Below are 24710 nucleotides of genomic sequence, written 5' to 3' on the forward strand. Positions count from 1 at the left end.
GATGTTATTTACCATATACTATGCTTTAACTAACCAGTCCATAACACGTTTAATGGCAAAGTCCCAATAAGCATAATCATGCTCACCAGGTCCATCCTCAAAACAATATGAAATTTGCTTTTCATCTAGATATTTAATGAATTTTTTATTATCTTCATGTAGCGCATCTTCTGTACCACACATGATTAATAAATCTGGTATCTTTTTATCTTGTTGAATAGCCTGATCAACCAAATAATACGGATCCAGTTCATTATCTGTTGCGTTTTTAGAGACGCCTGCAATAGCTTCTCCGGAATAATCGTACCAATCATAATCCATAAACGCCTGAGCATCAAATACAGCCGATAAGGGACAAGCTTTAGCAAATCGATGTCCTTCAGCTAATGCAAACTTAATCGTTCCATAACCACCCATAGAATGACCTGCGATAAAATTATCTTCTCTCTTTTGTGACAGAGGTAAAATTTGATGCGCATAATCAAGTACTTCTAATACATAGTCATAATACTTATGACCAAAAACCATATTACTATAACCACTGTGATCTGCATTAGGCATAATAACTGCAAGTTGATGCTCATTCGCATAGCGCTCGATACTTGTATAACGCATATATGAAGTTTCATCACTGGATAATCCATGTAGTAATAAAAGCGTTTTTAATGGCTTAGGTTGCGTACTTTTTTTGAAATAACTTTCATCTTCTGGAAGAATCACCATAAAATGATGATGCATACCTATTGTTTTTGAATTATAATTAATCGATAATAATGCCAATGATTTCACGACCTTCTATTCATTAATACTTTGTGGTTTTTGTTTACTTCTTTTTTCTGCTTTATGCGATGGGTCTAAACGTTTTTCCAATAATCTTAAACCTACATCAATAATGATAGCAATTAATGCGATTGGAATCGCACCAGCTAAAATAAATGTTGTACCATCTGTAGCATTTGTACCTCGGATAACGATGTCACCTAATGTAGGTGCACCAATAAATGAACCGACTGCTACAACTCCAATTGCAACAACAAGTGCTATTCTTAATCCACCCAATATTACAGAGAGTGATAAAGGTAACTCAATCATTCTTAGCACTTGGTTTCGCGTCATACCCATACCTTTACCAGCATCTTTAATATTCGCATCAACACCCATGATACCTGTATAGGTATTTTTTATGATCGGTAATAGCGCATATAAAAATACTGTTACTACGACCGTAGTGGTACCCAATCCCATAACGAGCATGAGTATCGCTAACATTGCAATAACTGGAACGGTTTGAATAATATTAGCGATGGTAATAATAATGCCAGAAAATTTACTATATCGTGCAATCAGGATACCAATTGGAATACCAACAATAGATGCAAATAACACACCATAAACAGACATTAATAAATGTTTTAAAAATAAATCCCAAAGGTAGCCATAGTTGACTGAATAATATTCTACTAATTGTTGTAATAAATTACCTTCCATTAGCTTTGACCACCTTTCTTATCATTTTCAAAATAATTATGTTCTTTTAAGAAGTTCTCAGCAACTACTGCTGGTTCTTGTCCTTCACCATCTGCTTGATAATTAAGTTTTTGCATTTCAGATGTCGAAACTTTTTTGTCTAGTTTATTGATGATTGGTTTTAACTCTGGATGTTTATCTAACAATTCATTCGTAGCAACTGCACTCGCATCATATGGTGGGAAAAACTGTTTATCGTCTTTTAATACTTTTAAGTCATATGCTGCAATACGCCCATCTGTTGAATAACCTACAGCTACATCTAAATTATTAGAGTTTAATGCATCATATACTAAACCAATTTGCATTGGTCTGATAGTATCAAACTTAAAACCATATTCTTTTGTAAATCCAGGATAACCGTCACCTTCACGGTTTAGCCAAGAACTATCTACACCAAGTTTAAGTTCTGGATGTTTTTTCAAATCAGATACAGTTTCTAAATTATATTTTTCTGCTGTTTCTTTAGTGACCATAAACGCATAAGTGTTAGCAAAACCATAAGAGTTAAAGAACGTTTGATCGAATTTTTTTTGGAAACCATCTTGAGTTGCTTTCATAGCTTTTTTAGGGTCTTTAATCGGATCTTCATTTAACGCACCAGTTAAATCTGTGCCATTATACCTAGCACCTGACATATTCGCGTCACCATTTACTAATGCATTGTGCTGAATCGTACTCGATCCTAAATTATTAATTAATGTTGGCTTAATTTTGCCATTTGTATCGTGTTCTATTAATAGTCTCAGCATATGAGACATAATTTGTGATTCACTTGTTGCAAGTGCTGTGATTTTGACATCTTGTTCTGAACTGTTGCCACCTAATCCCGGTAAACTACATCCAGATAAGACCGTCAGACACAACACAAGCACAATAGCATATTGTTTCAATTTCTTCATAATGTCCTCCTCAAATTATCTGGATACTTTTAATCCCTTAGGTACAGCCCATCTTTCTACCAGTGATAGTAAGAAATCTACGATTAACGCCAAAGCAGTAACTAATACTGCTGCACTTACAATCATTAGTGGGTCATACAAGTTTAATCCATTAAATACAAAGTCACCTAAACCGCCTGCGCCTACATAACTGGCTAAAGTTGCCCAACTAATTACGTAAACAGAAGATAAACGAATACCTCCTAATATAAGCGGTAAGGCTAACGGTAATTCCACATCTTTCATTAATTGAAAGCGTGTCATACCCATACTTGTGCCTGCTTCTTTAATGTTGTCATCTATGTTTTGTACACCTAATACAGTATTGTTTAATATTGGTAATAATACATAAATAAATAATGCTACAATTGCAGGTAATTTACCCACACCAAAAATCGGAATCATTACTGCCAATACTGCTAATGTTGGTATCGTTTGTAACACACCAGCAATGGTCAGCACAACATTAGATGTTCTTTTCATTTTTGATAATAAAATACCTAATGGTACAGCGATGACGATAGCAATTAACAAAGCGATGATTGAGATATAGAAATGTTCAACTGTTTTTGATATCAGTTGCCCACCATACTGCTCTACAAAGTCTTTCATTACTTATCAGCTCCTACATTATCGGGCTCAACAATAGCATTTTTTTGTGCACTGACATTTTTATCTAATTCGCCCCAAATACTATCGTAAACGATATCGACTAAGTTTGCTCTCGTAACTAGTCCAATCAATGTCTCTTCATCACTATCTACAACTGGTACATTTCTTACATTTCGTTTTAAGATGGTACGCACTGTATCTTGTAATTTACTATCTACTCTTACTCTGTATATATCACGCTGCATCGTATCAATGAGTTCTTTATGAGCACGCAAACCTTGGTTAATATCTTCTATGTCTAAATATCCAAGTAATCTATCATTATTACCAACGACAAATAATGTATCGACACGTCGATCTCTCATAATTTTAACCGCTTCATTTAATGAATTATCCGCATGAACGGTTACTGGTCGTATCATTGCATCTTTTACAGTTCTCATATTTGGTCTATCTTGGATTAATCTGTTTTGACCGATAAAATCACGTACGAAATCGTTTGCAGGATGACGTAAAATATTATCTGGTGTATCAAATTGAACGACTTTTCCTTCAGACATAATACAAATTTTATCTGCCAATTTAATCGCTTCATCCATATCATGTGTGACAAAAATAAATGTTTTACCTAATTTTTGTTGCAGTTCTTTAACTAAATCTTGTAATGTATCTCTCGTAATTGGATCTAGCGCACCAAATGGTTCATCCATTAAAATGACGTCTTGTTCAGCTGCTAAAGCACGCACAACACCAATACGTTGTTGCTGTCCTCCAGACAGTTGTGAAGGATATCTATCTAAGTATTCTTCTGGTAAATCTACTAATTTTATCAATTCTTTAGCTTTTTTCTCTTTCTTTTCATCAGACCATTTTAATAATTTAGGTACTAAGACTATATTCTCTTTAATTGTCATATGAGGCATTAATCCAATTTGTTGTATCACATAACCAATTTTTCTACGTAATTCAACGGCATTCATTTTGCGAACATTTTTACCGTTGATTGCAATTTCACCTTCCGTAGCTTCAATCATTCTATTTATCATTCTTAAAGCAGTGGTCTTCCCACTCCCACTTGTACCGATAAATGCAATAAATTCACCAGATTCGATTTCCAATGAAATATTATCTACGGCTTTTTTTGTTCCACCATAGACTTTAGATAAGTTTTTTATACTTAACATGTGTTAATTCCTTTCTATATTTGTATTTTCATTTAATATTTCATTTATAAATATAGGGCTAACTGTGGATGTTATACAAATCCGAAAATAAGTAAAAACATGTAGCACAACTAGCCCTACTTTATTCATGTGTTGGTCAAAAATATCAATTTTGACTAATTTTTTCATCCTATATATTAAGATAACTCAACAAATGAAAATAAACAATTTATAACCGCAAGTTTTGTTAATTAAACTATTGAAATTAATTATCAATTCAATAGCTCAAAACAATGTTTTAAAAATATTATTTTCGTTTTATGCCAATTAATCGACCTAATTCTTTTGGCGCTTCATGAATCGTTCCAACTTTAGCATAATCATCTATAGCATTTTTTATTTGTTCAGGGAAAGCTGCTGGTCTTCCTATTGTAGTGTCCATTCCCATAAGCATTACTTCATATGTTGCGCAACGGTTATTTTGAGCATCTACTAAAGTCATAAAAACATGTAAACGCTTGGTATCATAATCATATAAGCTTACGTTGACAGTAATAAGTTCATCTACGTTTATTTCTTTTAAATACACCACATGATTTTCTAAAGTGAACACTGTATAATTCAATTTTTTAATTGTATTAATATCTAAACCTAATGATACCAGCCACGCATCTGTAGCATCACTAAATACTCGATTATACTCAGCATCATTCATGTGCTGATTATGATCTACCCAAATATCTTTAACCGTGGTTTGATATTGAAATTGAGACATATGATCCTCCATTTATTTAGAACTTTTTTTCATCGATGCAGTATCTTCAGGCCAATATGCTTCTGCTAACTTTTTCACTTTAACTAGGAATTCATTACGTTTTTGGTCTAGTTCTGACATTGTTTGTCCTTGGGAAGCTGTTTCACACCCATTTACTACACTGTCATATAAATCCTGTGTTAATTCAGGCGCAATTAATTTTGTCCATGGTTTTTTCAATGCTGGACCAAATTGTTTTAACATATGGCGCATGCCGCCTTCTCCTCCAGCAAGATGGAATGTCATAAATGGTCCGTATTGTGCATAGCGTAGTCCTGCTGCATGTGTAAATGCTTTATCTACTTCTTCAGTAGTCGCTATTCCTTCATTAACGATGTGTAGAGATTCTCTCCATAACGCTTCCATCAATCTATCCGCTATGTGTCCTTCAATTTCATGTCTGACATGTAGTACATCCATACCAATACTTTCGTATACTTTTTCTGCTTTTACTGTGACAGCTTCAGCTGTTTGTTTACCAGGCACAATCTCAACTAATGGTAAAATGTATACAGGATGGAACGGATGTGCAACAACTAAACGTTCAGGATGTTTTAAATTTTGTTGTAATTCTGAAGGCATAATACCAGAAGTACTAGAACCAATAATGGCATCCTGACGGGCATAGGTATCGATTTCTATTAATACCTGTGCTTTCAGATCTTCAATTTCTGGAACGTTTTCTTGAATATGATCTGCATCTTTAACAGCTTCTTCTAAACTTACCGTAAACGACAAATTATCTAAAGACGCGCCCTCTGCTAAACCTAATTGCTCAGCATATGGCCAATTTTGTTTCACTTGTTTTAACATTCTTTCATAAGCGCCTTCACTTGGATCTGTTGCGATTACTTCGTGCCCATGCGCTAAAATACGCGTAATCCAGCCACTACCTATAACGCCTGTACCTACAACTGCAAATTTCATTATTTGCCTCCTTTTGGATCTCTAAGTTGATATTGCTCACGCGCTTCAGCTGGCGTCATCGGTTCGATATCTAATTCTTTTAATATTTCTACTGCACGTTCAACAAGTTGTTCATTAGAGGCTTTTACGCCTTTTGATAAATACAAGTTATCTTCTAAACCTACACGGACATTTCCGCCACGTTTCGCCGCTTCTTCTACAGTTGGTAATTGCATTCTTCCAATTCCAAATGCTGACCAATGTGCATTTTCAGGAATACGTGTTTTAAAGTATTCAATTGTCTCTGCATCGTTTTCAGCACCCCATGGGATACCGAGACAGAATTGGAACATTGGTTCTCCTTCAATAAGACCTTCGTTAATTAATTGTTTTGCAAATGAAATGTGTCCACTATCAAAACATTCTAATTCAGGCTTTACACCTGCATCTTTTACTAATTGCGCTTGTTTTCTTAACCAATCAGCTGGACTTAAGTAAACAGCGTCACCCATATTCACACTACCACAATCAAGTGTGCACATTTCTGGTAATAATGCGCCAATTGCTTCATGTCTTTCTTCAGGTGTTTGCATATCTGAACCTTCACCTGCTGTATATGGATCTTCAAGGTTAGGAATAAAATCTCCGCCACCACCTGAAGTAATGTTAATAATAATATCTTCATCAGCTTCTCTTATTAATCTTACTGCTTCTTTAAAGAATTCAACATCATGGCTGATGCCGCCTGTTTCTGGGTCTCGCGCATGAATGTGTGCAACAGTAGCGCCTGCCTTTGCACATTTAATTGCTGAATCTGCAATTTCTTGAGGTGTTACAGGAACACTTTTATTTTTTTCTACAGTATCTCCAGCACCTGTTAAAGCTGCTGTTAGCATAACTTTTTTCATATATAAACCTCCAACAGAGTTTTGATCACAATTGATAGTGTACCAACCGGACGGTTTAGTTTCAACCCTTGAAACACCTAAAAAAAGGGATAAGTGATGATGTACCATCACTTATCCCTATATTATCAACGCTTTCAACGAATTAGAAATTTAATTATTTTTTTATAATTTTAATTTTTTCATGCATCTCTTAATTCAATTTGCGTGTTTTCTGTGTAAGATGTTAATCGTTCTAAAACTTTTGCTCTCATTGTTTCATCTAATGCATCTAATCCAAATATTTCCGATAACCACAAGCCATCCACTGCTAATCGTATAATTGTTGCATCGACTTTATCAATACCATCATTTTCAATTTTATCTTGCCAATCTTTATAGGTATCTTGTAGCGGCAACAATAAATTACTATTTATACCCTGTGCAGCTAGCATGCCAGAAGTAATTGATGCATTTTCTGAACGGTGTTCTCTAGTAGCTTCAATAAATGCGCGCAATAATTTGCCAACTTCTTGTGACTCATTTTTAACATGTTCATTCACATTATTTCGATACAACTCATCTGCATGATCCACAAGTCCTTGTATCAATGCGAATTTATTTTTAAAATGATACAGTAAACCGCCTTTACTAACACCAGCTTTTTTAGCAACTGCATCAAGTGTTAAATACTCACTACCTTGTTCATTTACGATAGCCGCTGCTGCTTCTAATAGTTGAATACGCTTAGACACTCTTGCCATATCTACACCTTCTCTTACAAAATATTACTTTGTTCATCTGCTATATCTATATTCGAGCAAACTATAAACGATAAATGATAAAGTTGCAACATTATTATAATTTTTACAAACTACGTTTTGTCCATTTTTACAGAAATACGAAGGTTTGGTTAAACAAAAATATGTTTCAAGTTTTTTGAAAATACGCTTAAAAGATTTTGATAATCACAGGCACTTTTGTTGTCATTGATATCCTAAGTTACACTAAAGCTAAAATTGGCTACTTATCATTCATGCCTTTACCTTCTAAGATATGATTGATATATTTTTCGACTCTATTTTTCCTTGTTGAAGCACGTTTAGCATCACCAATATAAAACATATACTGACGTTGTCTTCCTGGTGTTAAATTATTAAATGCTTCTTTTAACTCTGACGACGCTTCTAATTTATTTTTCAATTCTTCTGGCATATCGAAATCTTCCGTAGTTTTCATCGGTACTTTTTTACCTGATTTTTCTACTCTAATGGCTTCTTCAACATACCAAGCGATTTCCTCTTTACGTTGTTCTATTTCTTCTAAACTTTCAAATCTTAATTGTCTAGCAGCTTGAACATTTTTTGTTTGTTGAATTAAAGTATGATATGGATCTTCCATAATAGCGCCTTTTTCAAATAATAATGCACAATAATATTTAAAATCTTGAATGATAACTATATTTTTATTGTCCAAAGTATAACATGGATGCATCCATTTATAATCCTCTGTTAATTCTGTTTGACTGATTATATTTCTTAGTACTTTAAATGCATCTTGCCATTGATCTAAGCGCTCAATAAACGCATCTACTTTATCGTTTTTAATTGATTCACTCATAACATACCGCCTTTTATTTTAATTTTACTATAAACATATACATTTAATCTATACATTCTTTTATATTATGTTATATCCTAATTTCCTAAAATATAAAACGATTTGATGCTCTTCAGAATTTAAAATATTGCTTCAGCCCCTTTTAAAATTAGAACAATTATTTATTGGCATTTTTTACACGCACCTGAAAAAACGCTTCACTAGCATAATAATACAATTCAAAAAGCACATTTGTTTTACTTATAATTTAATATAAGTAAAATTATATAATTATTTATATATATAACTTATACACGCCTATTTTCTCTGTTACACTTATAATTAATCATTTTTTGAAGTGTGAACAATTTTTTGTTCAGTTTTTTGTAAGCGCTTTAATACTTGGAGGGGATATTTTATGCAACAAGAGAGTGTTTGGCTAACAATTATGGGGTTAATTATTATTATTTCCATTGTTGGATTACTAATTGCTAAACGTATTAGTCCAGTTGTGGGTATGATTTTAATACCAAGTTTGGGTGCATTAATATTAGGTTACAATATTGGTGATTTAGTAAAATTTTTTAATAGTGGTTTAGATCAAGTTATCAACGTCGTCATCATGTTTATATTTGCAATTATATTCTTCGGTATCATGAGTGACGCTGGGTTATTTAAGCCGTTAGTAAAACGTTTGATTTTGCTTACTAGAGGTAATGTTGTAGTTGTCTGTATTGCAACTGCAATTATCGGAATATTCGCTCAACTTGATGGTGCTGGCGCAACAACATTTTTATTATCAATACCTGCATTATTGCCTTTGTATAAGGCGCTAAATATGAATCGTTATCTATTACTTTTATTGCTCGGACTGAGTGCATCGATTATGAACATGGTGCCATGGGGTGGCCCTATGGCTCGTACAGCTTCAGTGATTAATATTAAAAATGTAAACGAATTATGGTATGGTGTCATACCAGTTCAAATCATCGGTTTTGTTTTAGTTTTACTATTCGCTGTATTTTTGGGTTTTCGAGAAAAAGCAATCATACAACGTAAAATCAATTCAGGAGAAGTATCTAATACACAAGACGTAGATATACATAAATTGGTTGAAATATATGAACAAGATCAAGATATTAAATTTCCGATTCGTGGCGTTGCTGTTACTAAGCCTTGGATTAATTGGATCAACGTCATACTCACGCTTGCTATCATTGTAGCAATGCTAGCTAATATCGCACCGCCCGAATTTGCATTTATGATTGGTGTTGCGATTGCTTTAATTATTAATTTCCCAAATGTAGACGAACAAATGAGCAGACTTAAAGCACATGCGCCAAACGCACTTATGATGGCAGCCGTAATTATCGCTGCTGGTATGTTCTTAGGCGTATTGAATGAAACTGGTATGCTTGAAGCAATAGCAGTAAGCTTTATCCATATTATTCCAAATGCCGTTGGACCATACTTACACATTATTGTCGGTATCTTCGGTGTTCCACTAGATCTATTAACAAGTACGGATGCTTATTATTTCGCTATCTTACCTATTGTAGAACAAACAGCCGGTCAGTTTGGTGTATCGTCTGTATCAACAGCATATGCAATGTTAATTGGAAATATTATCGGTACGTTTGTCAGCCCATTTTCACCTGCGTTATGGTTAGCGATTGGGCTTGCCGAAGCAAATATGGGAACATATATTAAATATGCTTTCTTTTGGATATGGGGATTTGCCATCGTCATGTTAATTATCGCTATGTTCATCGGTGTAGTAACATTTTAATTTATGAACTGTGTTAATTTAGTAAAAACATTTGCGCAAAAATGATTAATGGGAGTGGAACTGAAATTACATACATTTCATTGTTCCACTCCCATTTTTCATTTATATATAGCTTTATTTTGGAGTCATACATAATGATTGACCAATGCTCCAAATCACTATGCTTTATTGTACTTAGCGACATTTTTAAGGCTAATCACTAAAATAAATGCTACTAATGCAATTGCAGCTGAAAAATAAGTAGTTGCGTAAACATTTAAGTTCGATACTACTAATCCACCTACAATACCACCGATACCAATACCTGCGTTTAAACTAGACATATTCCAACTCATCACTTGACTCGTATCACCTTCAACATGCTCTATAATGCCACTTTGCACAGCTGGATTAGTACTCCATTGCATAATATTCCAGATAAAGATAATCATGAGTAACAAACCAGTTCCTGGTAAAAACATATTAAGCAGTAGCATCATAACAATAAACACAGCTGTCGCAATGACCAACCAACGTTTGCTTGTAAGTCTATCTGATAAAAAGCCACCCATTGATGTTCCGATTACTCCTGCAATACCATTGATTAATAATGCAATTGAAACAAATGATAATTGATGTCCACCGGAAAGGATTAAAGGATTAATATAAATGAAAGTAACCGAGTTGGCTACTAATAATAAAAACGTGATGCCCAAATATTTTGTAACTTCAACAGGTCTTAACACTTTGGAATAAGTATTTGAACGACTTGATCCTGTGTCTGTCTCAGTATTTGATGACAGATGATCACTTAGTTTTGGAATATAGATATACATTAAGATGCCTACGAACAAACTAATAATTACAATAAATAAAAACGTATATCTCCAACCAACTAAATCACCTATCACTGTCCCAATCGGCACACCAAAAACATTTGCACCGCTAAAGCCAGAATAGACAATACCGATCATTTTTCCTCGGTGTTGTGGTGCAGTTAATAATGCAGTTAAAGCTAATATTTTAACCACGATTAAAGCTGCAGCTGCAGATGATAAGATACGTCCAATAACTAAAATAGAAAAATTAGGCGCAATTGCAATAATAATATTGCCTACAACAAATGCAAACAGCGCCCATAATAAAACCATACGTGGTGAAAAACGATTCGTTAACTTAACTAAAATAGGTCCTGCTATTGCAAAAGTAATTGCATATAATGTAACTAATTGTCCGATAATTGCTTCAGAAACATGCAAATCACTACTCATCAAATTCATAATACCAGCAACCATCATTTCAACCATTCCAACAATAAATATACTTAGTATAAAGGTAAATATGCGCATGACTGACATAAATATCCTCCTCTCTTTTATGTGATTTCAAAATTCTATAACTGCTACATTATAAACCATTCGTCAATATATATGAATACTTAGCAATACATGTTCTTAAATTCATTTCAAAAAACAGGAAACAGAAGAGGCATCAAAAACCATTTTGATACCTCTTCACGTTCCCTGCCAATCTCAGCTTAAAATTTCGCATAAAATAGATTTGACTATAGAAATTAAAATAATGTTCATGATAACAAGCATGTATAAAATACGTTTAGCGATTGTCTTTAGGGATATGTCGCGCAATTAATTGATCTCGTTCATTAAAGAACTGACGATAACTTAAATATGTTGCAATCAACGCTGACATAATAGTGGCTGTCGTATGAATGAATACTACTAATAGCTGAAATTTTACAGCTTCCAATGGATCTACACCACCGATAATCAACCCTGTCATCATACCTGGTATCGAAACAATACCATACGTTTTTACTGAATCTATCGTTGGCACAATTGCCGTTTTGATACTTTCACGTATTGTTCCTTTGGAAGCGCGTTTTGGATTTGCACCTAATGCTAATTTGGCTTCGATTTGACTCATTTCTTTAACAAACTCACGATCTAAATTCTGATACGCAAGATTGATTGCAATCAAACCATTGCTTCCAAGCATCCCTGCAATTGGAATCACTTCATTAGGTTTGAATTCAATTGCGCCCGTGACTACAATACCCACTAATGGTAAGGCTACGCCAATAAAGATTGCGATAAAAGAAATCCAAAACACATGATGCATAACGGGTGAAGCTCTACTTATCGTATTCCATGATGCATTGATGATGATGATTAATACAAATAAAAGCAACAACCATGTTTGGTTTACATCAAATATAAAATGCAGTAAATAACCTAAAATAACTAATTGAACAACTGCTCTTAACGTTGCAATGAGTAAATCTTTAATGATATACAACTTTTCTTTGTATGACACAATGATTGGAAAAAGAAGGAGTGTCGCAGTAAGCACTAATGCAGTGGTACTCATCATAATTCCTCCTCCTTCTCAATCTGTCCATCCACAATTCTAATGCGTTTTTGAAAATGTCTCATACTTTGATCATTACTATGTGTAATCCATAAAATTGTTATACCTTCATCTGCAAGTTTAAAGATTAAAGATTCAATTTTCTCACTATTATGTACGTCTAATGCACTTGTTGCTTCATCTAACAATAATACTTTGGGTTTATACATTAACTGTCTCGCTATCGTTACACGTTGACGTTCTCCACCAGAAAGATGATTTACGCTCGTATCAAAGCTATAATGACCTAACCCAACCGACTTCAAAAGTGATTTGGCTCTTTTACGATTGAACTTGTCATTTCTTATTTGTGCAGGGAAAGCTAAATTATCACCAATGGTACTATCAAACAAATCACTTTCTTGTAATAAATAGCTAATTTCCATTCGTAACTTTTCTGGATTAATATTTTCATATGCTTGATTATTAAAATATAGTTCTCCTTCTGTAGGACTTATCAAATTATTAATCAAACGTAACAATGTACTTTTGCCGCTTCCTGAAGGCCCAACAATCGCAATAGTTTCTCCAGATTTGATTTTCAAATTAATACTGTTAATAATTTGTCGGTTATCTATCCGATATGAAACATTTCTGAGCTCTAACATTTTGAACCTCCTAAATAATATATAGGTTATACCCTATTACGACGATTTAATATCTTGTCATTATTTCGTTAAACCGTTTTATTCAAAAACATACGTTAAATATCATACACTAACATTATTTTAAAAATACAATCGCAATAAAAGAGATAAAATTGTTAAAAGCATGCAATGAAATTGATACAGCTAGGTTTCGCCCACTTTTCAAATACACAAACACCAATCCAATCGCAATAAAAATATAGCTTCCTATTTCAAATGGTGATGTAGCCCCTAATACATGAATTCCTGCAAATAATATGACAGATAATACACTTGCAGCAGCATATGTGATTTTCTTACCTAATTCATGAATGATTAGATGTCTAAATAATAACTCTTCAATAATCGGCGTCAAAATAACAATATCTAAAAATAAAAACGGGAGCATCCAATTGTCTCGAAACAGCGCTTCTAAAATCAATTGATTTTGCGTTTCATTATACTGTAATGACTTAGGTAACAAAGTCATAAGCCAATCATATAAATTATTAAATACGAGGGTAAATATGTATACCATAAAAATAATCAAAATATATTTGCGTACTGCCTTAAACCTATCGATCGCAATTGCTGTAACATTTTCTTTAATATGCATTCCATAAAAACTTAATATGATACATATTTCAGCAATAACACCACCAAAAATCAGTATATTCATATCGCTCAAATGATATTTGCTACCTATGTTAAAAATGCCATATGATGCGATTAAAAGCAGCGCTAATATAAGCGGTATAAGATAATTGGCAATGATATAAATAGGGATTAACCAAAAGTCCCTTTTAACAATCTTCTGATGCTGCCAAATATTCTTTTTAGTTAGTTGTGTTGTTAATGGCTTATCAGTCATATGTCACCTTCCTTGTAGCTATTTAACCATAATATAACACAATGCTTTATCATTTTTATAAGTTGATTTACCTTTTCTTTTTGAAAAAAGAATAAATCATTCTGTCCCCATAACTATAGAACGCATTGTAAATTGTATAATTTGTTGTATTATATAACTATATCAAGGGGGAATGTTACATGACTATTTTGACTATTTTACAGTTCATCGTCAACGTAATCATTGTTGTTTGTTTAATAAGCGTACTTGTTTTAGGGGCGGTATTACTTTTTAAAGATAAACGACAAAAGCAACATAGTGTTTTACGCAATTATCCATTACTCGCACGCATTCGATATTTTGGAGAAAAAATAGGGCCTGAGTTACGTCAATATTTATTTTTAGCAGATACCAAGGGTAAACCTTTTTCTCGTAATGACTTCACGAATATTGTATTAGCTGGGAAATATAATTCGAGAATGACTAGTTTCGGTACACAAAAAGATTATGAAGATGGTTTTTACATTCAAAACACTATGTTTCCGTTGCAATCTAAAGAATTACATATTGAACAGGCACCGTTGATTTCATCATTCATTTATACAATTGAAAATGAAAGACTATTTAATCGTGATGAACACCGTACAAAAACAGAGATAGATCCATTCTATTTAACAGATGAAGATGCTATTATTTTGGGTTCTGAATTGGAACATCCTTTCAAACTTAAAAGACTGGTTGGTCAATCAGGAATGAGTTATGGCGCTTTAGGGAGTCATGCGATTACGGCGCTATCAAAAGGATTAGGACAAGCTGGAACATGGATGAATACAGGTGAAGGTGGATTATCAAAACATCATTTATCAGGTAATGCAGATATCATCTTCCAGATAGGGCCCGGTTTATTTGGTGTACGAGATGCGTCAGGGCAATTTGATATCAATGCTTTCCAAGAGTTAGCAAATAAAGATGCTGTTAAAGCTTTTGAAATCAAATTAGCACAAGGTGCAAAAACACGAGGCGGTCATATGCAAGGTAATAAAGTAACACAGGAAATAGCTGACATTCGTAATGTTGAACCTTGGAAGACGATTAACTCACCTAACCGCTTTGACTCTATTGATGATCCAACCGATTTATTAAACTGGGTTACACAATTACAAAAAGTTGGTCAAAAGCCTGTTGGATTTAAAATTGTAATCAGTAAAGTATCAGAAGTTGAAGCGCTCGCACAAACAATGATTGAAACAAATCAATTTCCGAATTTCATTACTATTGATGGAGGCGAAGGTGGCACTGGCGCAACATTTCAAGAATTGCAAGATGGCCTAGGTTTGCCTTTATTCACTGCTTTACCAATTTTAACTGGTGTACTCGAGAAGTATGGTATACGCAATCGAATTAAAGTGTTTGCATCAGGTAAACTTGTAACACCTGATAAAATTGCTATTGCATTAGGTCTAGGTGCTGATTTAGTCAATGTTGCACGCGGTATGATGATTAGTGTCGGATGTATTATGAGTAGACAATGTCACATGAACACATGTCCTGTAGGTGTCGCAACGACAGATCCAAAGCGTGAAAAAGGATTGATTATAGATGAAAAAAAATATCGCGTCACTAATTTTGTAACTAGCTTGCATGAAGGTTTATTTAATATTGCTGCCGCTGTAGGTGTAACCTCCCCGACTCAGATATCGAAAGAACATATTATTATCATAAAGAAAGATGGTAATATTCAATCCATACATGATTATAAATTAAAACTACTAAACTATAATTAACTGCAAATATTAAAGCAGACAAGCACACAAACATCTTTGGTTAAAAAATAAATTTTAACAACATCTAGAAAGATACATTGAACAGAAATCTAATTTTATTTTAAATTTTTTCGTCGCCCCACCGTGACAATAAGGACTAGAATTGAAAAAAGTATAAAATGATTACCTATAATGACAAAATGAAGGCATCTGGAACGAATCAATGATGTCCCCGACGCCTTCATTTTGCAAATATTTATCTCTCAATAGTTCCATTTTTAAATAGAACTATTCAATTGCTCTGTTAGCTTAGTTTCTATTGTTTCTTGTTTATCTTCAAGTGGCTTAAATTCAAATGAATTACCATTAATAAAAACGGTCGGAATGCCTTTAATCCCTCTTTCAAATGCTTCTTCATTGATTGCTAACGAACGATCGTCAGCTTCTTTACGTGGTACAAGATTATATTCTTCTTCCATTTTTGTTTCAATTGTCGCAAAGTTAACTTTCCATTGCGCTTGCGTATTATACAATTCACGAATAATGTCTAAAGTTTTTTCAGGTTGTTGGTAGTTTAAATATATATTTGCTACAGTTCCTTTTAATAATCCTTGTTTAGTTTTATCAAAATGTTTGATTGTATGTTGAACTTTCCCTTGATCAATCAATGGCTTTAATACAGTGTCTGCAGCGAAAAAGTAGTTTTTGCAATACGGACAAGCGAAATTGATAAATGATTCTACTTTTATAGGTGCTGATTCTGAGCCTATTGTTAAATAATTAATTTCTGTCATTGTCTATCCCTCCACTTTGTTTATAATTATATTGAATCATGGACAGTTAGTGAATGCACACGTTTAGTCTTACTAAATCATTCAATGCAAACTTCAGCTGTATATAATCTATTAAATTAATAAAACAAAGCTCAATCAATTAGTTTATAAAGTAGTTCATGATAAAATGAATATAAATATTTTTATTAGGGGGTATAACATGAACAATTCAATCAAATTATTAGAATCATTAACAAATGTTGACGGTATTGCAGGACATGAAAAAGCAGTAAAAACACTTATGCGTGATTATTTGTCACCGGTAAGTGATGAAATTGTTGAAGACAATCTGGGTGGTATTTTCGGTAAAAAAACTACATCTACTGGTAATAAGACATTAATGGTAGCAGGACATTTAGATGAAATCGGTTTTGTGGTTACTCAAATTGATAAAGATGGATTTTTAAAATTCACACCGATTGGTGGTTGGTGGAATCAAGTGATGTTATCTCAAAAAGTAACTGTCACAACTGATGAAGGTAAGAAAATCAGAGGTATTATCGGCTCCAAACCACCGCACGCCTTGTCACCGGAAGAACGTAAAAAAAATGTAGAAATTAAAGATATGTTTATTGATATTGGAGTTAAAAGTAAGAAAGAGGCTGAACAATTCGGCATCGAAATCGGCAATATGATCACACCATACAGTGAGTTTGAAACACTGGCAAATAGCAAGTACTTAACTGCTAAAGCTTTTGATAATCGTTACGGCTGTGCACTTGCTGTTGATGTTTTAAACAACCTAAAAAAAGAATCCATTGATATTAATTTAGTTTCAGGCGCAAACGTACAAGAAGAAGTGGGTCTTCGTGGTGCTAAAGTTGCAGCTAATAAGATCAAACCTGACTTAGCACTTGCTGTCGATGTTGCTGTTGCCTATGACACACCAGGTATGTCTGGTCAAACGAGTGAGACAGCTATTGGACAAGGACCTGTAGTCATTATTATGGATGCTTCAAATGTTGGTCATGTTGGTTTTATTAATCATATTAAAAAAGTAGCTAAAAAACATAATATAGATATCCAATTAGATTCTACGCCTGGTGGTGGTACAGATGCTGGAAGTATTCATGTTGCCAATGAAGGTGTTCCTACAGTTTCTATTGGGGTAGCTCTACGTTATATGCATTCAAATGTTTCTGTATTGCATACAGATGATTATAAAAATTCCGTAGCCTTAGTAACTGAAATCGTTAAATCTTTAAACGACGATGCAGTAGATAACATCATTTGGTAAACAACTCAAATATATAAAAATTAAAGCCGTAAACATGAGTAACATCACTTTGTTTACGGCTTTTTTATGATATTTAATAACAATTAATTTCAAATTATATCATTCTTAATATGAATTATTCCGTAGAGTTTTTCCAACGCGCATCACTTAACATTTCTCCCGGCCAAGTGTATGCCGTCACACCACCATCAATTGTAATGGTTTCACCTGTTATAAACGAACTGTCATCAGAAGCCAAGAAAGCAATGAGTTTACCTACTTCATCAGGTGTTCCCAAGCGTCCTAAAGGTGTAACCCACTTCTGATTTTCTCTAAATATTTGCCCTTGTTCATCTTCTTTGGTACCCGTCAATTTATCTACAAGTGGTGTTTCTATCGTACCTGGTGCGACTGCATTCGCTCTTATATGTTCACGTCCATATTCTATCGCTGTTGATCGAGTGAAATTGATGATACCTGCTTTTGCAGCGTTATATGCCGAACGATTTAAATCTGCAGCATTTCCAGAAAATGACGCCATATTAATGACGGAGCCACCGTTTGACATCATTAATGGTAAAAAGAATTTAGTCATTAGAAATGTCCCTCTTAAATCAACATTCATAATTCTATCAAACACATCAATTGGAAATTCATGAATACGTCCAGCACCATTATCAATACCAGCATTATTAAACAAAATATCAATGTGTTCATAATCTTCTTGAATAGATTGTGCCAGCCTTTCGACTGCATGTGCATCTGATACATCAACAATATATCCTGATGCTTTATTACCTGTCTGATTGATTGCTTTTACAGTATCATGTACAGAATCGGAAATATCAATAGCTAAAACATGTGCCCCTTCTTCAGCCAATATATGGGCAGAAGCAGATCCAATGCCAGTACTTGCGCCTGTTATTACAGCAATCTTATTTTCTAATCTTTTCATCTATAACATATCTCCTTTTATTTCTCTTCTTTTTAATTTAATTACTCTGTAATGCATTTCCTTTTTCAACCACTTTTAAAACCTTTATATAAAGCTTTCATAGATGCTTTTCTATAGAAATTCAAAATTTATCATACTCATTTCAAAATGAGTTTGTTATAATTTCGATAACTTATTGGGGAGGTAATAAAAATGGCGTCGAATATTAGAGAAAAACCGACAATGATAAATAAATTCTTGAACATTGTAGAAAAAATTGGAAATAAATTACCTGATCCAAGTATATTGTTTTTTCTAATGTGTCTTGGACTTGCAATCATTACGTGGATTGTTTCACTTTTTCACGTCACTGTAAAACATCCTGGTACAGGAAATACCATTGCTATCAAAAATATTTTAAGCAAAGATGGTATTTCTATGATATTAAATGATGCGATCAAAAACTTCTCTGAGTTTCCTGCGCTTGGTTTAGTATTGTCAGTGATGCTTGGGGTTGGCATAGCTGAAAGAACAGGTTATTTTGATAAATTAATGGTACAAATTGTTCATAAAGCACCGAAACAAATTATTGTACCAGTAATTATACTCATAGGTATTATTGGTAATGCTGCTGGTGATGCAGCACCAATTGTTTTGCCACCATTAACTGCTATGGTCTTCATTAAATTAGGATATCACCCTATTGCTGGGTTAGCGATGGCTTACGCATCAGCACTTGGTGGATTTTCTGCGAACGTCATGATAGGAATGTCAGATGCATTGCTTTATGCTTTTACAGAACCAGCAACAAAAATCGTTTCTGATAAAATCACAGTTAATGTAGCTATGAATTGGTACTTTATTGCAGCTAGTGTTGCTGTTTTATTACCAGCAGTTTATTGGGTGACAATGCGCTTTGTCATCCCACGTTTAGGATCATATGATGATACGCAGTCTAATATTAAAATTGATGATGACAATCACGGTCTAACGTCTAAAGAGAGTAAGGCTGTGTTTTGGGCAAATATAAGTTTTATCACAACGCTTATTTTACTTATCCTTATGGCAATACCACAAAATAGTTTCTTAAGAAATGCTAAAACTGGTAGTTTATTGAATGACTCCCCTATTATCAATGGCGTTGGGCTGATTATTTTGCTTATTTTTTTAGTGCCTGGTTTGGTATATGGCATAATAATGAAAGAATTTAACAGTTCGAAAGATTTAGGTAAAATGCTCTCTGATTCAATGGCTTCCATGGGATCTTTTATCGTTATCGTCTTTTTTGCAGCACAATTACTGGCATTTTTAGAATGGAGTAATTTAGGTATGATCGTAGCAGTAAAAGGTGCTGAGGTACTTCAAGGTCAAAACGGAATCGTCCTTATTTTAGGTGTGATTTTTTTAGGCGCGCTTATTAATTTATTAGTCGGTAGTGCATCTGCAAAGTGGGGAATACTTGCTCCTATATTTATTCCAATGTTGGTGATTGTTGGCTTTCATCCTGCATTCACACAAATGTTGTATAGAATCGGTGATTCAATTAGTAACCCTATTACACCAATGATGCCCTATTTGCCACTACTTTTATCTTATGCTCAAAAATATGATAAAAATATGAAGTTAGGCTCGTTATTATCTAGTTTAATGCCTTATACGATTATTCTGAGTATCGTATGGCCAATATTCATGATTATATGGTACCTGCTAGGCTGGCCATTAGGCCCAGGAGGACCTTTAAACGTCAAATAATATGACATAAACATGATTAAGTTTTAACCTATATAAACAACACAGTCATTGATTGAACAATATTTAATTGAAATATCACAAATCATGCTATTTATTGTAATATTAAAGATGAAAGTGGGTAAATAAACTTTATAATAACTATTTACCTCATATGTACAGGAGGAGATTATGGAACGAATCGGATTAATAGACAACGGATCAAATACAATTAGATTAGTTATTTTTGAGTTCGATGCTAAAACAGGATTAAATGAAATTTTAAATATCAAAACACCAGCACGCTTAAGTCAATATTTAACAGATGATTTAACGATGAACCAGGATGGTATCGAGGTGTTGACGACAACGTTACACAGCTTTAAAAGTGTCGCTAATAAATTTGAAGTCAACGAATTACATCCTGTTGCGACAGCTGCTATTAGACAATCTACGAATCAAAAAGAAATTATCAGCCATATTAAAAGTGAACTTAATATCAATATCAAAATTATTCCTGAACAGGAAGAAGCTTTTTATGGTTTTTATGCAATCACCCACACTACCGATGTAGAAAATGGTGTTTCTATCGATATCGGTGGTGGTTCTACAGAAGTTACTTTATTCAAAGATAAGACCATCATCGAGGCTCATAGTTTTCCATTCGGTGTTGTAACTTTAAAGCGAAAGTTCTTTGAAGATAAAGATCATAATGATAAATCTGCAATTAAGGCAATGGAAAAATTTTTATCTAAACAATTCGAACAACTGCCATGGTTGCAAGACCAAGAAATCGCTTTAGTCGGCATTGGTGGATCAGCGCGTAACGTTGCACGCATTCACCAGTCAGAACATTCCTATCCTATTGGCGGTGTTCATAACTATTCGATGTCTGAGGAAGATATGGATGAGGTATATAAAATCATTAAAAAAAGTTCACGCGATGACTTAAAAGATATTGATGGATTAAGTAGAGATCGTATAGACATCATACTTCCAGCAGTATCTGTATTCAAATCTTTATTTGAACAAATCAATGCAACCCACTTCACTTTCTCACGTAAAGGGTTACGTGAAGGCTATATAATGAAGCTGATATCTGAACGTCATCCCCAAGAATTTAAAAAAGAAAATATAAGAAAAGATGCATTATATCATTTGGCAAATGAATATAGCATCGAAGAATCTAGTGCAAAACAACGTGTTAAATTGGCTCAATCATTGTTGTCACAACTGATTGATTTAGATAAGATTCAAGTTACTAAAAAAGAACAAGAACTTTTTGCGGAAGGCGCATATTTATATTATTTAGGAAGATTTATTGACGCTGATTCTAGTTCACCACATACGTATTACATTATAGCTAATTCAATGATTGATGGTTTTCCACATGAAGATCGCGTCAAACTCGCAATGTTAGCAAGTTTTAAAAATAAATCACTTTTAAAATTTTATAGCCAAGAAACCGAATGGTTACGTGGCAAAGAATTGGACCATGTTCAATTTTTAGGCGGTATCATCAAATTTGTAAATGCGCTAAATATATCACATACCAGCCCAGTAGAAAGTGTTGAATTACAAGAAGAAGATGGCGCATATACTTTATATGTCCGTTACATTGGTGAACCGATTGCTGAAGAATATCAATCTCATAGACAGAAAAAGCATATCGAGAAAATTTTAAAAGAGAATCTTTCTATCATCTTTACAAAATCTTAAAATTCATATGATAAATTGTACGTAGCAAAATATGTTAACAAGACTACAATAAGGTGGAATTAGAATTATGCAAAAGAAATTGGGAGAGAGAGATTTAAATTTACCACAATATTATAATAATAGAGAGCTCAGTTGGTTAGATTTTAACTATCGTGTATTACAAGAAGCCGAAGATAAAAATAATCCTTTATTGGAACAGTTAAAATTTATTTCTATATTTAGTTCTAACTTGGATGAATTCTTTATGGTGCGCGTAGCTGGCCTGCAAGATCAAGTTAAAATGGGCTATGATAAACCTGAAAACAAAGCGCAACTCACACCGAAAGAACAACTTGAGCAAATTAAAATAAAAAATAAAAAGTATGTAGATTTACAATATGCACGTTATAACGAATTAGTAGAGCTGTTAAAACAACATCGTGTGGAAGTGACAAAACCTGAATCTTTACCAGAGTCTTTATTACCACAGTTAGAGCGTGAATTTAAAACGGGCATCCTACCTACATTAACACCATTAGGTATCGATGCTTATCATCCTTTCCCAAAATTAAACAATAAGAGTTTGAATATATTTGTAGATATTGATACAGATGATTCAATTAATTCAGCTATTGTACAAATACCATCATTAATTCCAAGATTTTATACATTAAATCAAGGTCAAACTCAATATATTGTAATGTTGGAAGATATTATCACATATTACATTAATGAATTGTTCACTGGCTATGAAGTGTTAAATACCTTCACCTTTAGAATCACTCGTAATGCCGATTTAACCATCCATGAAGATGGTGCCGAAGATTTGTTAATTGAAATAGAACGCTTTTTAAAAGAACGTAAACGAGGAACAGCAGTACGTTTAGAGATAGACGGAAGACACGCAACCTATGAAGATGTCGTTTGGATTATCAATCAGTTGGAAGTTCACGATAATGATGTTTATTTTGTAGATGGTCCATTAGATTTAACACTGCTATTCGATCTTGTAGACCATTTATCTAACAGTTTAAAACATTTAACATATAATAAGTATCTACCACAGCCACCTCAATCCTTGGGTAATGAAGACATTTTCAAGCTATCATTAAAACGTGATATTTTCTTCCATCATCCCTATGAATCATTTGAACCAATTGTAGATTTCATTCGTGACGCCGCAAATGATCCGAACACGATTGCTATTAAACAAACATTATATCGCGTAAGTAAAGATTCACCTATAATTAATAGTTTGAAAACTGCTGCAGAAAATGGCAAGCAAGTGACTGTTCTTGTTGAATTAAAGGCCCGTTTTGATGAGGAAAATAATGTTCACTGGGCAAGAATGTTAGAAGATGCAGGCTGTCATGTTATTTATGGTATGACATATCTGAAGACACATAGTAAAATTTCACTTGTGGTCAAACGAAACAATCATCAGCTTACGTCGTTTGTACACTTAGGCACTGGAAACTATAACGATAAAACAGCAAAATTATACACAGATATGGGGATTATCACAACAAATCAAGAAATAGCAGAAGACGCTATTAACTTCTTTAACTATCTAAGTGGATATACACTGAAACCTAAATATAATAAACTCATTGTAGCCCCATACGACATACGTGATGTATTCTTAGCTCGAATAGATAAAGAAATCATATCACATCGTGAAAACGGAAATGGAAAAATAATGATGAAGATGAATTCATTAACAGATAAAGATATTATTCTTAAATTATTTGAAGCTTCTCGTGCCGGTGTAAAAGTAAAATTAATTATCCGTGGTATTTGTTGCTTAAAACCAGGTATACCAGATGTCAGTGATAATATTGAAGTAGTAAGTATCGTTGGCCGTTTCCTTGAACATTCTCGTATCTATTATTTCCATAATAATGGTGATGAAAAAATCTATCTCTCTTCAGCTGATGCGATGACACGTAATATGATTAAACGTGTCGAGATCTTATTCCCTGTCGATGATAAAAACATTGCTAAACGTTTATTAGATTATATGAATTTACAATTATCAGATAATCAAAAGGGTCGTTATCAGGACCAACAAGGTTATTACCATTACATTCATAATAATTTATCACCATTAAATTCACAGGCTTATTTAATGAAAGAAGCGATAACATTTGGCCAAAAATTAAAAGAGGCTTCTACCATTCCACAACAAGTACCAATACAACATAAAAATAGATGGTTTTCTAAACTTAAAGATACGTTTAAACGTTGATAAAGTCCCACTTCTCAATTTATTGAGTTAGTGGGACTTTATGCATGAGCTACAGCTCAGGTAATCCTTAAATCCTAGTCATCTTTGCCGTTTTCAAACGACGTAACCATTTTTAAATATAATAGACCCATACCATTCTAATCCTATATTATTTTTGTATATAAGGTATATAA

The 24710-nt window shown here is 33.5% G+C and carries 22 protein-coding genes; 6 read left to right on the forward strand and 16 right to left on the reverse strand.

From position 1 onward, the window contains the following. Positions 1-18: 18 nt before the first annotated feature. From KA824_RS05715 to KA824_RS05760, 10 genes are all read right to left on the reverse strand, one after another. Positions 19-780: an alpha/beta hydrolase gene (locus KA824_RS05715; protein WP_107384086.1), complete on the reverse strand. Its 762-nt coding sequence runs from the start codon at positions 778-780 to the stop codon at positions 19-21. 15 nt (positions 781-795) lie between these two features. Continuing rightward, complete coding sequence (locus tag KA824_RS05720; protein WP_107384087.1) at positions 796-1488, reverse strand: ABC transporter permease; 693 nt, start codon at positions 1486-1488, stop codon at positions 796-798. Continuing rightward, positions 1488-2429, reverse strand: a complete 942-nt coding sequence (locus KA824_RS05725) for an osmoprotectant ABC transporter substrate-binding protein (protein ID WP_107386343.1) — start codon at positions 2427-2429, stop codon at positions 1488-1490. The genes KA824_RS05720 and KA824_RS05725 overlap by 1 nt, the downstream gene beginning before the upstream one ends. A 15-nt stretch (positions 2430-2444) precedes the next feature. Next, the gene (locus KA824_RS05730; RefSeq protein WP_107386342.1) at positions 2445-3080 is read right to left on the reverse strand and encodes an ABC transporter permease; all 636 of its coding nucleotides are present in this window, start codon (positions 3078-3080) and stop codon (positions 2445-2447) included. Further along, on the reverse strand, positions 3080-4264 hold the full coding sequence (locus KA824_RS05735; protein ID WP_210133245.1) for a betaine/proline/choline family ABC transporter ATP-binding protein: 1185 nt from the start codon (positions 4262-4264) through the stop codon (positions 3080-3082). Before KA824_RS05735 ends, KA824_RS05730 begins: the two co-directional genes overlap by 1 nt. Positions 4265-4550: 286 nt before the next feature. Then, positions 4551-5018, reverse strand: a complete 468-nt coding sequence (locus KA824_RS05740; protein WP_107384091.1) for a thioesterase family protein — start codon at positions 5016-5018, stop codon at positions 4551-4553. 12 nt (positions 5019-5030) lie between these two features. Then, positions 5031-5984 (reverse strand): 3-hydroxyacyl-CoA dehydrogenase NAD-binding domain-containing protein, encoded by a 954-nt coding sequence (locus tag KA824_RS05745; protein WP_107384092.1) that lies wholly within the window; start codon positions 5982-5984, stop codon positions 5031-5033. Further along, positions 5984-6871, reverse strand: coding sequence for a beta-keto acid cleavage family enzyme (locus KA824_RS05750; protein ID WP_107384093.1), 888 nt, complete (start codon positions 6869-6871; stop codon positions 5984-5986). The genes KA824_RS05745 and KA824_RS05750 overlap by 1 nt, the downstream gene beginning before the upstream one ends. A 179-nt stretch (positions 6872-7050) precedes the next feature. After that, complete coding sequence (locus KA824_RS05755; protein WP_107384094.1) at positions 7051-7611, reverse strand: TetR/AcrR family transcriptional regulator; 561 nt, start codon at positions 7609-7611, stop codon at positions 7051-7053. A gap of 259 nt (positions 7612-7870) precedes the next feature. Beyond that, a complete protein-coding gene (locus KA824_RS05760; RefSeq protein WP_210133246.1) occupies positions 7871-8467 on the reverse strand; it encodes a YdeI/OmpD-associated family protein in 597 nt (198 codons plus the stop codon). Positions 8468-8864: 397 nt separating this feature from the next. Here KA824_RS05760 and KA824_RS05765 point away from each other — a divergent pair, with 397 nt between their 5' ends. Further along, a complete protein-coding gene (locus tag KA824_RS05765) occupies positions 8865-10235 on the forward strand; it encodes a CitMHS family transporter (RefSeq protein WP_107384096.1) in 1371 nt (456 codons plus the stop codon). 158 nt (positions 10236-10393) lie between these two features. On the opposite strand, the gene KA824_RS05770 is transcribed toward KA824_RS05765, so the two are convergent. The 4 genes from KA824_RS05770 to KA824_RS05785 all read right to left on the reverse strand — a co-directional run bounded on the left by KA824_RS05770 (position 10394) and on the right by KA824_RS05785 (position 14138). Continuing rightward, positions 10394-11572 carry an MFS transporter gene (locus KA824_RS05770; RefSeq protein WP_107384097.1) on the reverse strand — a complete coding sequence of 393 codons (1179 nt, stop codon included), beginning with the start codon at positions 11570-11572 and terminating at the stop codon, positions 10394-10396. Between the two features lie 256 nt (positions 11573-11828). Further along, a complete protein-coding gene (locus tag KA824_RS05775; RefSeq protein ID WP_181187393.1) occupies positions 11829-12602 on the reverse strand; it encodes an ABC transporter permease in 774 nt (257 codons plus the stop codon). Next, entirely contained in the window at positions 12602-13249 is a 648-nt protein-coding gene (locus tag KA824_RS05780) for an ABC transporter ATP-binding protein (protein ID WP_210133247.1), read from the reverse strand. The genes KA824_RS05775 and KA824_RS05780 overlap by 1 nt, the downstream gene beginning before the upstream one ends. Before the next feature lie 115 nt (positions 13250-13364). Beyond that, on the reverse strand, positions 13365-14138 hold the full coding sequence (locus KA824_RS05785) for a CPBP family intramembrane glutamic endopeptidase (RefSeq protein ID WP_107384099.1): 774 nt from the start codon (positions 14136-14138) through the stop codon (positions 13365-13367). A gap of 179 nt (positions 14139-14317) precedes the next feature. Between KA824_RS05785 and KA824_RS05790 the strand changes: the two genes are divergently transcribed. Further along, positions 14318-15901 carry an FMN-binding glutamate synthase family protein gene (locus tag KA824_RS05790; RefSeq protein ID WP_107384100.1) on the forward strand — a complete coding sequence of 528 codons (1584 nt, stop codon included), beginning with the start codon at positions 14318-14320 and terminating at the stop codon, positions 15899-15901. Positions 15902-16158: 257 nt separating this feature from the next. Here KA824_RS05790 and KA824_RS05795 read toward each other — a convergent pair whose 3' ends face one another. After that, on the reverse strand, positions 16159-16674 hold the full coding sequence (locus KA824_RS05795) for a thioredoxin domain-containing protein (RefSeq protein WP_107384101.1): 516 nt from the start codon (positions 16672-16674) through the stop codon (positions 16159-16161). Between the two features lie 199 nt (positions 16675-16873). On the opposite strand from KA824_RS05795, the gene KA824_RS05800 reads away from it, so the two are divergent. Continuing rightward, positions 16874-17950, forward strand: coding sequence for a M42 family metallopeptidase (locus tag KA824_RS05800; RefSeq protein WP_107384102.1), 1077 nt, complete (start codon positions 16874-16876; stop codon positions 17948-17950). 115 nt (positions 17951-18065) lie between these two features. Here the strand turns inward: KA824_RS05800 and KA824_RS05805 are convergent, their stop codons facing one another. Continuing rightward, positions 18066-18884: an SDR family oxidoreductase gene (locus KA824_RS05805; RefSeq protein WP_107384103.1), complete on the reverse strand. Its 819-nt coding sequence runs from the start codon at positions 18882-18884 to the stop codon at positions 18066-18068. 192 nt (positions 18885-19076) lie between these two features. Between KA824_RS05805 and KA824_RS05810 the strand changes: the two genes are divergently transcribed. The 3 genes from KA824_RS05810 (at position 19077) to KA824_RS05820 (ending at position 24537) form a co-directional block, all read left to right on the forward strand. After that, positions 19077-20615 carry an AbgT family transporter gene (locus tag KA824_RS05810; protein WP_107384104.1) on the forward strand — a complete coding sequence of 513 codons (1539 nt, stop codon included), beginning with the start codon at positions 19077-19079 and terminating at the stop codon, positions 20613-20615. 165 nt (positions 20616-20780) lie between these two features. After that, on the forward strand, positions 20781-22310 hold the full coding sequence (ppx, locus tag KA824_RS05815; RefSeq protein ID WP_181187392.1) for an exopolyphosphatase: 1530 nt from the start codon (positions 20781-20783) through the stop codon (positions 22308-22310). A gap of 67 nt (positions 22311-22377) precedes the next feature. Continuing rightward, positions 22378-24537, forward strand: coding sequence for an RNA degradosome polyphosphate kinase (locus KA824_RS05820; protein WP_107386254.1), 2160 nt, complete (start codon positions 22378-22380; stop codon positions 24535-24537). Positions 24538-24710: the final 173 nt, after the last annotated feature.

Source organism: Staphylococcus sp. GDY8P198P (assembly GCF_017891615.1).
Classification (GTDB): Bacteria; Bacillota; Bacilli; order Staphylococcales; family Staphylococcaceae; genus Staphylococcus; species Staphylococcus cohnii.